Source organism: Candidatus Eremiobacterota bacterium, assembly GCA_031082125.1.
Classification (GTDB): domain Bacteria; phylum Vulcanimicrobiota; class CADAWZ01; order CADAWZ01; family Ess09-12; genus Ess09-12.
The window spans coordinates 241971-255553 of the sequence record JAVHLM010000008.1 but is presented as its reverse complement, the minus strand read 5'-3'; the positions used below and the strand labels follow the sequence as shown (position 1 = coordinate 255553).

Sequence of the window (13583 nt, the reverse complement as noted above, 5' to 3'; positions counted from 1 at the left end):
ATTCATTGCAGCAGTAAAGTTTCTATGCTTTTCCTGTCCGAAGTCCATGAAAAGTTCTCCAAAAAATTCATGATCCCTTCCGCATGGAGATATTTCATGGAAAATTTGCCTTTCCGGCAGAGAAGTACTGTGACGGCGGACAAAAGAAGGAATTTATGACTTGTGTTGAATACTCAACGAGACCGTGGAGGGTTTCCTCCCGCCCATGGCGCGGAGAAAGTGAGGAAGGTGGAGATTGTTGGAGAGACCTGATTTTGACAAGACCCTGAGAGCCGTCGTGAATGACGGCCTTGTGGTGTGCCTGAACGCCTTTGAGAATATTCATACCAATTTGTACCTGCTCCTGCAGCATCTGAGGTGCCTCGTGGAGGACACCAAGACTTCCGAAGATTTTGACAGCCTCAATGACACCCTTTTTTCTTTTTATTCTGCAGTGAGCGCTTCACACCGGTGCCTTTCAGAAGTGGACGAGTCTATCAAGGAGATAGCCGAATGGCTGGAGAACGAAGAAACCAAGGAACAGGAATAGGGAAGGTGTCTTATGTCAGTTAAAGCGCCCCAGGAAATGAACAACCACTCCATACTGGCCCAGGTGCCTTCTGTCGATCTGCTCCTGAGGCGCGAGGAGATAGAAGGCCTTCTTCAACGCCACCCCCGCTATTTTGTCCTGAAAGGCATAAGGGAGGTCCTCGAAGAGGTGAGGCGCGAGCTCAGGGCAGGTTCTGCGCAGCAGGGAGGCGCCGGAACCCCGGGCGAAGAGGAGATCGTGGCGCGGGTGCAGGCCAGGGTAAAGAAGATCACCAGGCCCGGGCTGAGAAGGGTGATCAATGCCGCGGGCATTATTCTTCACACGGGAATGGGAAGGGCGGTGCTGCCCAAGGCCGCCGTGGAAGCTCTCAAGATCATGGAAGGTTATGTAAACGTGCAGGTGGACCTCCGCACGGGGAAGCGCTCCCAGCGCGATTACTTCGTGGAGACCATGCTCTGCGAGCTTACGGGGGCAGAGGCCGCCACGGTGGTCAACAACAATGCCGCCGCCACGATGCTCGCCCTCAATGCCCTTGGAGAGGGGAAAGAGGCCATCGTATCCCGCGGGCAACTCATTGAAATCGGCGGCTCCTTCCGCCTTCCCGAGGTCATGCAGACAAGCGGCGTGATTATGAAAGAGGTGGGCACCACCAACAGGACTCATCTCAAGGATTATGAGCAGGCCATCACGCCCTCGACGGCCCTTATCTTCAGGGCCCATCCCTCCAATTACCGCATTCAGGGATTCACGCACCAGCCGGAGCTCAAGGATCTGGTGGTTCTTGCGAAAAAGCACAATGTGGCCGTCGTTGATGACCTGGGTGCCGGCGCCTTCATGGAGCTCTCCCATTTCGGCTTTTCCGATGAGCCTCTTGTGCAGAAAAGCATAAAAGACGGCGCTGACCTTGTCCTTTTCAGCGGCGACAAGCTTCTAGGAGGCCCCCAGGCCGGCATCATCGTGGGGAAAAAGGCTCTTATCCAGAAAATAAGGAAGAACCCTCTCTCAAGGGTCCTCAGGGTGTGCAAGCTCACGCTCTGCGCCCTTGAAGCGACGCTCACCCTTCACTTCGACCGCGATCTCCTCATAAGGGAGAATCCTCTCTATACCCTTCTTGCCAGGGATATAGGCGCCCTTGAAAGCCGGGCCCAGGCGCTTGCCGGCAGGCTCAGGGAATGCGCCCCCCGGTTCACCTGTGAGGTTCTTGATGACATTTCCTTCATGGGAAGCGGGAGCCTGCCCATGGAGGATATCAAGACCAAGGTTGTTGCCGTGACGCCCCCGGGGGGAGACTGCGAGAAGCTTGCCCAGGCCCTCAGGGAGAGCGAAGTCCCGGTCTTCACAAGAATAAGTGAGCAACAGATCCTCCTTGACATGCGTACTCTGCTGGAAGGTGAGGACGAGCTTATCGCCAGGGCTTTTCAGGAGATAGACCGCACATGGTCCTCTCCTTGATTTACCCATGGGCCCTTTCAAACCGGCATGCATAAAAAAAGCCCTGGTGAGGGGCTCTTTTTATGCTCTGAGTGCTCTTGAAAGCTTATGGTGCCGTGGAGAAGCCTTTCTTGACGGCCTCGTCCTGGATGGACTGCTTCACGGCGGCATCAAAGCTGTCGCCGGTCTTGCTGGTTTTCTTCTGGCCCTTGATGTATTCGTCGCGCTTTGCAGAGAGATCCTTGATCTGCTGCTGGAGATCCTTTCTCTTTGCCGCCATCTTTTCAATGTATTTCTTCTGCTCTTCATTGTTCATCTGCTGCATCGGCGCGGGAAGGTCCTGTTTCTTCACCGCTTCAAGCTTGAAGCTGCCTTCCTTGCTCGCGTCCACCAGATCCCATTCCTTGTTGTTGTAAACTTCCGAGACCTTGGCCTTGGCTCTGCTCGCGCCGGCATAGCCGCTCATTTTCTGCGAGTTGGAATCCTGTGCGGCCTGGTTCATTATCGCCGCCCCTCCCTGGGGACCGTAGGCCACGTACGTCGAGTTGAGATCGCCGCTGAGCTGGGAAAGCTGCTGGTCGTAAGGTGTGTTGACTACCACTGTTCCCGCTTCCTGGTTAATGGCAAAGAAGGAGCCGCCGCCCTTTACCGCCACGTCGCGCCATCCCTGGGCTTCACCGCTTTCAGGGGCTCCGCAGTAAATGGCGTTCACCACCACGTCCCTCTGGAGCGCCTCGCTGGTGACATTGCCTATGGTGATCTTGGGGTCCTGGGTGGCTGGCTCATTCCCTGCCACGAAGACCATGCGCAGGCTCCCCTTGTCGTCGGTCCAGGAGAGCTTTTTGAGGGCAGCCGACACGGCGCCTGTCACGTACTCGGTTCCGCCGTTGGTGTGAAGGGCGAAAAGCTTCTCGTTTATTGTGTCAAGGTTGGTGCTGAAGTCGGAATCTATGCGGATCCAGCCTTTCTGCGTGTCATACCCGTCATTTCCATAGCTGATAAGGGCAACGCGGAGCTTCGGAGTCGGCTTGAGTTCCGCCACCTCGTTCACGATATCCCAGAGCTTCTGCTTGGCCGAGTTGATAAGGGCGTCCATGCTGTTCGAAGTGTCGAGGCAGATGACGAGATCGACGCATTTCCCGCCCTTCTGGCCCTGCTGAGACGGGGTGGATTTCACTTTTCCCTGCGGGGGAGTCTTGGCAGGGGTAGGCGCCGCGCTTGGCGTGGCCTCAGTGGTTGTCTGGACTGCTGAAGCGGTGACCTGCGGCGAGGCAGGCGGGACCGGCTGCTGCGGGGCGGGGCACCCGGTGACCAGCAGACAGAGTGCAATGAGCCCTCCCACAAATGCTCCCGTGAATCTTCTTTTCATTGTGCACCTCCTTGAATATGCCTGTTTGAGATAGTAGCAGGTCAGAGCGTTTTATTCCGTCCCCTTGGAAATTTCTTCAGGAGGTGGATTTATCCTCTGGATCTCCCACTTTCAAGGGCGCCCGGCGGAGATCTTGATTTCGCCCCTCATTTCCATTAAAATGATAAGCAGCATCGAGTATCCAGGAGCAGGCAGTCTGGGTGAAATGTGAAGCCTTGCTCAAGAGACAGGAAAGGGAATCGCCATGAAAAAAACCAAGCCCGCCTCCCTCCCGAAGAAAATCACCTGCAAGGCCTGCGCCCATGAGATGGAGGAAGATGAGTTCATTGCGGCCCTTATGGTGTGCCCGTCCTGCCACAAGCATTTTCATATCTCTGCCAAGGACCGCATCGAGCACATGGTGGATGGAGGGACCTTCAAGGAGTGGTTCAGGGAGATGACAAGCGTCGATCCCCTCCATTTCGTTGACCGTGTCTCTTACAAGGAGAGGCTTCTTGACGCGTATAGAAAGACAGGCCTCAAGGAGGCTGTCATAGTGGGGCGGGGAAAGATCGCCGGAAAACCGGCCGTGTTCTGTTTCCTGGACTTTGAGTTCATGGGCGGCACGATGGGATCCGTTGTGGGAGAGAAGATTATGAGGGCTTTTTTAAAGGCTCTGGAGCTTCGCCTCCCCGTCGTAAGCATCGTGTCGAGCGGCGGTGCCCGCATGCAGGAAGGGATGCTCTCCCTGATGCAGATGGCCAAGACTTCGGCGGCGGTGGCGCAGCATCACCGTGAAGGGCTTCTTTATATCTCGGTGCAGACCCATCCCACGACGGGCGGCATCTCCGCCTCCTTCTCCTCCCTTGGCGATATCATAATCGCTGAGCCTGGCGCCCTGATAGGTTTTGTAGGCCCGCGGGTGATTGAGCAGACCCTCGGGGAAAAGCTCCCCCCCGAATCACATTCCGCCGAGTTCCTCATGTCCCGCGGAATGATCGATCTCATCGTGCCCCGCCATGACCTGAAGAGGACAGTCTCCCATCTCATAAGCCACCTTACCCACCTTCCTGCGGTCCACATCCATGGAAAGTTCCCGCATCCCGCGGCAAGCCGTGAAATGGCTGATGCCTGGAATCTGGTGAAGCTCGCCCGCCATCGCGACCGCCCATCATCGCTCTTTTACATCCACAGAATGATAGAAAATTTCGTGGAGCTTCATGGAGACTGCTATTTTGGCGATGACCACGCCATTGTAGGCGGAGTGGGCGAGATCGAAGGGAATCCCTGCATGGTGATTGCCCAGGAAAAGGGGAGGACAGAGGAAGAGAAGGTATTCCGGCGCCAGGGGATGGCCTACCCTGAAGGGTACAGGAAAGCAGCGCGGCTTATGAATCTTGCAGCGAAATTCCATGTGCCCCTCATCACTTTCATCGATACCCCGGGCGCATACCCGGGCTTCGAAGCCGAGATGAGGGGTATTGCGAAAGCTCTTGCAGAGAGCCTTTTCACCATGTCGTCACTCCCGGTGCCTGTCATAAGCGTGGTCATTGGCGAGGGGGGAAGCGGTGGCGCCCTGGCCCTTGCCCTGGCCAACAGGGTCCTCATGCAGGCCAATGCCATCTATTCGGTCATATCCCCGGAGGGAGCCTCGGCGATCCTCTGGGGTGACGCCACGAAGGCCCAGGAGCTTGCACCATACCTGAAGCTCACCGCTCACGAGTTGAAAGAGCTTGAGGTGATAGACGAGGTGATCCCTGAACCGGGTGAGGGGGCTCACCAGGCGCCCGATGAGGCGGCAAGACTGGTGAAAGAGCGGATTCTCTTCCATCTTTTTGATCTGAGCCGCCAGACGCCAAAAAAGCTCGTCAGGGAGCGTTTTGAGAAATACCGCAGCATGGGAGAGACGGGGGTGTACTGGCAGGAGCTGATAAAGCGTGAGCTCCAGATCGGCATCGATAAGATTTCAAAGGGATGGAGCTCCATATGGCACAAAGAGCGCTTCATGGTAAGTACCGAAGACAAGGGGGAATGACGGACCTTCCGCAGCGGGAGTCCCCTGAGAGGAAAAAGGTCATTGAGGCAGAATACTCTTTTGCCAGGGGGAGAGCCCTTCATTTTTCAATATTTTCAGATAAGAAATGGATTGACGCCAATGGACAAGAAGAGACTGCTTATTGCCGATGATGCGATGGAGATAAGGATGCTGGTAAGGGCCATGCTCGCGGCGGACTATGAAATCATCGAGGCCACCGATGGAGAAGAGGCCGTGAAGGCCGCTGTTGAAAAGATGCCGGAAATTGTGCTTATGGATATCATGATGCCGGTGCTGGACGGTATCCAGGCGACCCTCATGATCAAGAACAACCCGAAGACGAAGGACATCCCGGTGATTATGCTCACGGCCCTCTCGGATTCAGACTCGGTACTCACCAGTTATGACTACGGCGCCGATCATTACCTTGTGAAGCCCTTTGACCGCGCCAAGCTCCTCAAAGCCATCGATATCGTGGAAAAACCAAAGGAAAGGAATCTTTAAGTCAGAGTGGCATCAGAAAGATTGCTCAATGCTCTCAGAAGCCCGGTCTTTAAAGAGATTACCATAATCTCGCTTCTTGCATTCGGGCTCAATATCACGCTTCTGCCCGCCGATCCAGGCTATCATCTTCTGCAGGCTTACTTCATAAACCCCTATCTGCTGATAGTCCTGCTCTCGGCGGTCCGCTACGGCACGGCCTGGGGAAACTACAGCGCCGCCCTGTGCTCCCTCTTTTATATTCTCACTCCCCCGGTGAAGCCCGCCGAGGTCTTCTCTCATCTGCCCGTCGTAGCGGTATTCTTTCTGATGATCCTCATATTCGGCCATATCCATGACCGCTTTGCCCAGAGGCAGCGGGAGCAGGAGCTCGAGATGGAGGAAAGCCGCGGCAGATACCAGGAGCTCAACGAGCAGTTCCAGATCATATCCTTTTTAAAGGAGAACTACGAGAAAAAAATACTCACCCGCGCCACGACCCTTTCCGATATCTATATGGATGCGGAAAAGATGCAGAACCTGGACATGGATGTCCTTTACAGGGAGATACTGGAGGTGCTCAGGAAGTATCTCGAGGTGCAGAAATGCAGGATTTACCTCCTCGAAGGCACGACGCTCCGCCTGAAGCATGCCCTTGGTTACATGGATTTCGAGGAGAAGCCCCCTGAAACCATTGAGGTCTCCCAGGCGCCCTACCAGATGGCATGCGAGCGGGGGAAGCTTGTGAGCATAAGGGACGATCAGCTCAGGGAGGCCATCCTCTCCAGGACGCCCATCTATACCGCCCCTCTCAAGAGAAGCAACGAGACTGTCTTAGGAGTCATCACAATTGATTCTCTCAGCATGCTCCGCTTCACCGGCGTCACAAAGAAAAGCTTCTCCCTCGTGGCCAACTGGGCCGCAAGGGCCATAGAAAATGCTCTTTCCTACAAGACAAGCGAGGGGCGGAGAATTGTGGACCCCGATCTCGGCGTTTTCCGTCCCCATTATTTCATGCTCAGGCTTGAGGAGGCCATCCTTCAGTCCCGCAGGTCAAACATCACCTGTACCGTCGCCACTTTAGGCATACTTGACTGGGACAAGGTTCTGGAGAAGCACAGGAAGCCAACGCTCAAGTTTCTTGCCAGGGTTCTTATGCAGACCATGAGGGAATTTGATATTCTCTCCTATTTTGAAGAAGAGCAACAGTTTTGCCTTATGATGGTGCAGATCCCCGAGGAGGAGTTCTTCGACCTCCTGAAAGCAATGAGCGTGGAAATCAAGTCCTTCGGCCTGAAGCCTTATGAAGACGAGAGAAGTCTCGCGCTTGAGCTCCGCTTTCTGAGTGAGATAGCGGCTATGGACTCGCCTGAGGCGGTCCTCGAAAGCCTTAAGGGTGAGACTTCCCAGAAGGCCCTTATTCCCTTTCTGTAAAATCCGGGAGATATGCCCTTGAAACATCTGTCTCCAATGCATGGACTATTTCTGCTCCTGAGCATAGGTGCCGAGAGCTCGGCCCTCTTTCTGTTCATGGCATGTTATGAACACGGTGCCGCCGGTTCAGCACCGCCGGTGATTCTGGCCCACGGTGCGGCAGCTCTCTGCGCCGCGATAGCAACCTTCTTTCACAGCCCTGAAAAAAGGCGCCTTGCCCTCTTTGCCTTTGTTTTTCTCTTTACCGTTCCGCTGGCAGGCTATGTGGCGCTCATACAGATGCTCTACGGGGGCTCCAGCGAGGTCTCCGGCCTTTTCATCGAGTACCGCCGCCACGTGGAAGCGGGGATGACAAGGGATCCGGTGCACCGCAAGAAGGTGAGGAAAGCGCTCTCGTACCTTAAGGAAGGCTATGAGCTTGAGCCCCTTTCCACGACGCTCGTGGATGCAGATCCAAGGACAAAGCTCAATATCATCAAGAGCCTCGGGAAGATTTCCGGCCCCGAGACCGTAAGGTCCCTCAAGTCTCTCATAGACGATCCCCACATGGATGTCCGGTATTTTGCCGGCGAGGAGATTGCCAAGATCGCAGAATTCTACAGCATCATCATAGGCGAGATGAAGAGCGAGGCATCCCGGAACCCCCGTGACGCCCGCGTTTTTGCGGAACTGGGGAGTCTTCACCTGCGCCACGCCCTTTCAGGCCTCTTTGAAGGTGCCATGAAGCGCTCCGAGCTTGAAAGGGCCGCCGAGGCGCTCGGGCGCTCCATTGAGCTCAAGGATGAACAGTATGAAGCCCACTTCATGATGGGGAGGCTTCTCCTCTTCAGAGGCGATATAGACGACGCAGTTCCCCACCTCAGGAAGGCAATTGTTTTGAAGCCCGGAGATATTGCGGCCCTCACGGTCCTCGCAGAGTGCTTCTGGGAGAAGAGGGATTTCCTCTCTCTCAATGATTCGGTAAAGACGATTGAAGCCCATATTGCCGGTTATAAGGGTGATGATAAGCCCGATATGGAGGAGTTCATCGCAAGCTGGAAGGAAGGTCATGGCAGCTAAGGCAGTGCAGGAAAATAGGGAGGAGAGGATTGACAAGGTCCTCAGCTCCATTGATGTCCTCGATCCCACGGCATCGATGGAAGAAGAGGGTCTCCTCGCGACGCTTACCGGAGAAGAAGAGCTCCATCTTCTTGCAGAGCGCGCCTTGAAGGGCAATTTCAAAATGCGCTACCTGGTGCTGCGTCATCTGGCGGGCTTCGAATATGAATCGGCCATAAGGGACATGGTGCTCTTCCTTTTTGACGAAAATGACCTGATAGTGAGCGAGGCCCGGAATGCCCTGGCGGGAATAGAGTCTGATTATAAGTATGAATGCCTCCTCCCCCTCATTGACGCCTCAAACCCGGCAGTCTCCCTCTATGCCATCGAGGCGATGGGAAAGGGGGAACAGGTCTGTGCCGTCATCCCCCTCATCGAGAAGCTGGAGGCGGAGCACAGCGACACAGTCTTCAATGCCATCGATGCCCTTCGGCTCATTGGCGATCCCCGCTCTGACGAGCCGGTCCTGGCCTGCCTCGCCCACAGGGAGCCCAATGTGAGGTATGCCGCAGCCTTCTACTGCGGGAGCCGGAAGCTTCCTCAATCCTGCTCCCGCCTGATAAGCCTTGCGGATGACGTGAACGACAGGGTGAGGCTCGCCGCAATCTGGGCCATGGGGCAGATCCCCGGAACGCACTGCATAGAGAGCTTCACCAGCGCGATGAGGCATGAGAGGAACATTAATGTGAGGAACGAGCTCTTCAGGGTCCTTTACAAGAAGGGGCTTCTGGAGCTGCTGGCGAGTCTCCAGGGGGAGCCTGTCTGTGAACCTGGCGACGGGGAAAATATCAAATGCATCTCAGATTGGTATTTCTCCTTTCTCTTCAAGGAGAAAAAGAGGGAGGAGGCTGACATCTGCCTTGTCGTCGAGGGGAGCTATCCCTATGTGGCCGGCGGCGTCTCCTCCTGGGTCCACGATTTGATGACCTCCTTCCACGACCGCTCCTTTTCGGTGGTTCATATATCGACGGCAAGCTCAGAGATAAGGGAGTTTCGATACGCATTCCCACCGAATGTCCGTTATTTCAATGAAATCTATCTTTACGAGGTGCCTGAGCGCCGTGGAAGGAGCCTTGCATCAAAGGAGCTGAAGGAGAAGCTCACCTTGATTTATGAGTTTCTCTCCACCGTCAGGCAGGCTGATATCCAGGGCTTTGAAAAACTGATAAAGGGGCTTGGAATTCCCCACCACCTTGACGTGGGCCTCCAGGAGCTCTTGTTTTCCCATGAGGCCTGGGAATTCCTCGTCATGCTCTATGACAAGTACACTCCCGATCTCCCCTTTCTTGAATTCAGCTGGTCATACCGCTCAATTATCCTGCCCCTTTTTAACCTGGCGAGATCAGCCCTTCCCCCCGCACGCCTCTTTTACAGCGCCCTCACGGGCTACGCGGGCTTGGCATGCGTCCTTGCGAAGATCGAGTTCGGGCGGCCCATGATGCTTACCGAGCATGGAATCTATCACAGGGAGCGGATGCTGGAGATAAACAGGTCGGGGTGGATATACGAGAGGGAAGAGGACGGCTATATCGCCCGTGACATCTCCACAGGCCTGAAGAAGGTGTGGATAGACATGTATTATACCATGAGCAGCATCGCCTACCGCTTTGCCGACAGGATCACCACCCTTTACGGCGACAACAGGCTTATGCAGATGGAGGCGGGGGCCAATCCCATGAAGATCTCCATAATTCCCAATGGAATTGAGTCCCAGGTATTCAGCGCCGTTAAGGACGGCCAGGACAGGGAGGAATATTCCACTGTGGCCCTCGTGGGGAGGGTCGTGGCCATCAAGGATATCAAGACCTTTATCAGGGCCTGCAGGATTGTCCGCGAGGAGCTGGGCTCCCTTGTGAAATTCAAGATCATGGGTCCCTATGACGAAGAAAAGGAGTACGCCGATGAGTGCTTCGCCCTTGTGGAGATGCTGGGCCTGGGCGAGGTCTTCAGCTTTACGGGGAACGTGGACCTTCGGGAGCATCTCAGGAACGTCGATGTGATGGTCCTCACCAGCATAAGCGAGGGGCAGCCCCTCTCCCTCATGGAGGCCATGGCCTCGGGCATTCCATGTGTGGCGACAAACGTGGGTGCTTCGCGGGAGCTGCTTTATGGCAGAAACGACGAGGACAGGAAAATAGGCCATGCAGGCGCCATCACGGGCGTTCATTCCCCCTATGACACGGCCCTGCAGATTTTGAAGATTGTCAGGGATCCGCAGCTCGGCAGGAAGATGGGCGCGGCGGGCAAGGAGAGGATAAGGCGCTTCTATGAGCGCCGCGACGTGTACAAGCTTTACGGGGCGCAGTTTGACTCTCTCATTTCCATGGCGCCCTGGAAAAAACGTTCCGATATTACCTGAGAAGCCCGTAAAGGGCGGAAAGACACGCTATGGCCGGCATAGGATTCCAGCTTAAGAACCTTCTGAAGGAGGACCGCTACACCAGCGATTTCAAGGCGAACCTGTACGCCCTCATGCTCTCTTCAGGCCCCTGGATTTTTGCAGTCATTTGCATTGCGGCACTCAACCTCATTGCTTCCCGTGATATGTCCTCCAGGGACATCCTTTTTTTCAGAGCCATCGTGGTCTATGTCTTTGCCTTTTCCCTCGTCACCACAAGCCTCTTTCAGCTTACCATCACCCGTTTCATATCAGACAAGCTTTTTCAGAGAGAGTACGGCTCCCTTCTGCCGAATTTTGCGGGAGTGATGCTCCTCTGCGGCGTGGTGAACTTCTTTGTCTCGTGGTCCTATGTGGCCTTCCTCCCGATGGAATTCGGCCTGAAGGTCCTCTCGGTGGTGCTTTTCTGCACCGTGGGCTACCAGTGGATCGTGATGGCCTTCCTGGGCACGGTGAGGGATTTCGTGAGGATAACGGTCATTTTTCTGGCCGGCTTTGTCATGAGCTTCGTGCTGGCGGTCCTTCTGGGGGCATCGCTGAAAGTCACCGGGTACCTTCTTGGTTTCACGATAGGCCAGATGGCCGTGCTGCTCCTGCTTGTGGAGCGCATTGTCAGTGAGTTCCCCTTCGGGAAAAACGGTATTTTCGAGTTCACCCTCTATTTCAAAAACTATCCCACTCTCGTGTGGGCGGCATTCTTCTATAACCTGGGATTCTGGGTGGACAAGATCATCATCTGGTACTCCCGCCTCGGCTTTAATATCCCCAGTAACAGTGAGCCCTTCTTCCGGGGGCAGTATCCCTACGACTCGGCGGCATTTCTCGCGACCCTCACCATCATTCCCGCACTCTCCATTTTCTTTCTCCATGTGGAGACGAATTTTTACGCGGGGCTCCGCCATTACATCCAGGTAATCCTCAACAAGGGGACCTTGATCGATATAGAGCGCCAGAGGAGGCAGATGATGAATGTGCTCAGGACCGAGCTTTCCGATGTATTCAAGGTTCAGTTTCTCGTCACGCTCATCATGGTCCTTATTGCCCCGAATTTTCTCGAATCCATCGGGTATCTCAGGGAGGTGCTCCTCAAGACTTACATCCTGCTTCTCATAGGGGCTTTTTTCCAGGTCATGCTCCTGGCCCTGGTGGTGCTCCTCTGGTATCTTGAGCTCCTCAAAGAGTCTTTTGTCTGCATCATGGTCTTTTTCCTTGCCAACCTCGTGTTCAATATCGTCCTTGTGCCCTCTTATGCCGCCCATACAGTCCCGCTCGGCACAGGGTATCTTGCCGCCGCCGTCATCGGTGTGGCGGTGACGTTCCTTGTCCTGAGGAAGAGGCTCGGAAGCCTCAATTACCTCACCTTCATGCAGAAACCCCTCCATGAAGCGCAGCGTGAGATGCCCAAGTTCTGATGAGGTCTGTCGAGGCGCGGGACAAAATGCCTGCCGCAGCGAGAATTCCATGATTTGATAGGGATCGGTGAAGCTCTTGTAGAAGTAGTGGGGAGAGAGACAGATAGAGAACAGAGAAAGCCATTTGAAAGGAGCCTGTTATGATAGACCTGGTGAAAAATTATTCAACTCTTGGGCGGCGCATGAAGAAGAGCGTAATCAGGGAGCTTCTGGCCCTTACCAACAAGCCCGGAATAATCTCTTTTGCAGGAGGGCTTCCCACTGCGGCAGGCTTCCCTGTTGAGGAGCTTAAGGATATCACACTTTCCGTGCTGAACGAGGAGCCTGAAAAGGCGCTCCAGTATGGTGAGACTGAAGGCTATCCCAAGCTCCGCAAGCAGCTTGTGGAATGGATGAAGAGGGAAGGCCTAGAGATAACTGAGGCCAACCTTCTTGTCACCGTGGCTTCTCAGCAGGGCCTCGATCTCACGATGAAATTATTTGTCGATCCCAGTGATCCTGTGATAGTTGAAATGCCGAGCTATGTAGGAGGCCTCCAGTCCCTCACCTCCTATGGCGCCAATATGATCGGGGTTCCCATCGATGATGACGGAATCAGGATCGATATCCTTGAGAAGAAGCTCCTGGACCTCAAGGGAGAGGGGGAGCATTACAAGCTCATATATGTAGTCCCGGATTTTCAGAATCCCTCGGGCGTCACGCTCAGCCTGGAGCGCCGCAGAAGGCTTGTTGAGATCGCCCAGGACTATCAGGTCATCGTCATAGAAGATACCCCTTACAGGGAGCTCCGCTTCGAGGGTGAAGAGCATCCTTCTCTTTACAACCTCGACAGATCGGGCAATGTAATATCGCTCCACACCTTTTCCAAGATACTGGTGCCCGGCCTGAGAATCGGGTGGGTCGTGGCTCATGAGGACATTATCAGGAAAATCGCCGTGGCCAAGCAGTCCGTCGATCTGTGCACTCCCAACTTCACGCAGGCCATTGCCGCCGAGTTCATGCGCAGGGGGCTTCTTGCGCCGCATATTGAAAAAATCAAAGTCATGTACCGTCAGAAGAGAGATGTCATGCTCAAGGCACTGGAGTCATACATGCCCCAGGTGCAGGGCCTCAGATGGACAAAACCCCAGGGCGGCCTTTTCCTCTGGGTGAGCCTCCCTGAATATATTGATGCCGACCAGATGTTCTATGAGGCCATTGAAAAGAAGGTGGCCTATGTGATAGGCTCGGCGTTCCATCATGATGGGAGCGGAAAGAACACCTTCAGGCTGAATTTCTCTTTCCCCTCGGAAGAGGAGATTGACGAGGGCATCAAGAGGCTTGCCGAGGTAATCAAGGGCCGCCTCAAGAAGGAATCTTTCGCCGTCAATTCTTCACAGCCTTAGAGACCTTGTAAAACGTCGCCATGGGGCCATAGC

The 13583-nt window shown here is 54.8% G+C and carries 10 protein-coding genes; 9 read left to right on the top strand and 1 reads right to left on the bottom strand.

The window, feature by feature from the left end; translation table 11 throughout:
• Positions 1-238 precede the first annotated feature (238 nt).
• Together RDV48_11800 and selA are read left to right on the top strand one after the other, a co-directional pair.
• The gene (locus RDV48_11800; GenBank protein MDQ7823472.1) at positions 239-529 is read left to right on the top strand and encodes a hypothetical protein; all 291 of its coding nucleotides are present in this window, start codon (positions 239-241) and stop codon (positions 527-529) included.
• A gap of 12 nt (positions 530-541) precedes the next feature.
• Positions 542-1981: an L-seryl-tRNA(Sec) selenium transferase gene (gene selA, locus RDV48_11795; protein MDQ7823471.1), complete on the top strand. Its 1440-nt coding sequence runs from the start codon at positions 542-544 to the stop codon at positions 1979-1981.
• 85 nt (positions 1982-2066) lie between these two features.
• Here selA and RDV48_11790 read toward each other — a convergent pair whose 3' ends face one another.
• Positions 2067-3329 (bottom strand): VWA domain-containing protein, encoded by a 1263-nt coding sequence (locus tag RDV48_11790; protein MDQ7823470.1) that lies wholly within the window; start codon positions 3327-3329, stop codon positions 2067-2069.
• 244 nt (positions 3330-3573) lie between these two features.
• Between RDV48_11790 and RDV48_11785 the strand changes: the two genes are divergently transcribed.
• The 7 genes from RDV48_11785 (at position 3574) to RDV48_11755 (ending at position 13550) form a co-directional block, all read left to right on the top strand.
• Complete coding sequence (locus RDV48_11785) at positions 3574-5343, top strand: acetyl-CoA carboxylase carboxyltransferase subunit alpha (protein ID MDQ7823469.1); 1770 nt, start codon at positions 3574-3576, stop codon at positions 5341-5343.
• Between the two features lie 120 nt (positions 5344-5463).
• Complete coding sequence (locus RDV48_11780; protein ID MDQ7823468.1) at positions 5464-5847, top strand: response regulator; 384 nt, start codon at positions 5464-5466, stop codon at positions 5845-5847.
• Between the two features lie 6 nt (positions 5848-5853).
• The gene (locus RDV48_11775; protein MDQ7823467.1) at positions 5854-7257 is read left to right on the top strand and encodes a GAF domain-containing protein; all 1404 of its coding nucleotides are present in this window, start codon (positions 5854-5856) and stop codon (positions 7255-7257) included.
• 18 nt (positions 7258-7275) lie between these two features.
• Positions 7276-8316 carry a tetratricopeptide repeat protein gene (locus tag RDV48_11770; protein MDQ7823466.1) on the top strand — a complete coding sequence of 347 codons (1041 nt, stop codon included), beginning with the start codon at positions 7276-7278 and terminating at the stop codon, positions 8314-8316.
• Complete coding sequence (gene pelF, locus RDV48_11765) at positions 8306-10714, top strand: GT4 family glycosyltransferase PelF (protein ID MDQ7823465.1); 2409 nt, start codon at positions 8306-8308, stop codon at positions 10712-10714. Before RDV48_11770 ends, pelF begins: the two co-directional genes overlap by 11 nt.
• A gap of 29 nt (positions 10715-10743) precedes the next feature.
• Positions 10744-12165: an exopolysaccharide Pel transporter PelG gene (gene pelG / locus RDV48_11760; protein MDQ7823464.1), complete on the top strand. Its 1422-nt coding sequence runs from the start codon at positions 10744-10746 to the stop codon at positions 12163-12165.
• A gap of 140 nt (positions 12166-12305) precedes the next feature.
• On the top strand, positions 12306-13550 hold the full coding sequence (locus RDV48_11755) for a PLP-dependent aminotransferase family protein (GenBank protein ID MDQ7823463.1): 1245 nt from the start codon (positions 12306-12308) through the stop codon (positions 13548-13550).
• The last annotated feature ends 33 nt before the right edge of the window (positions 13551-13583 follow it).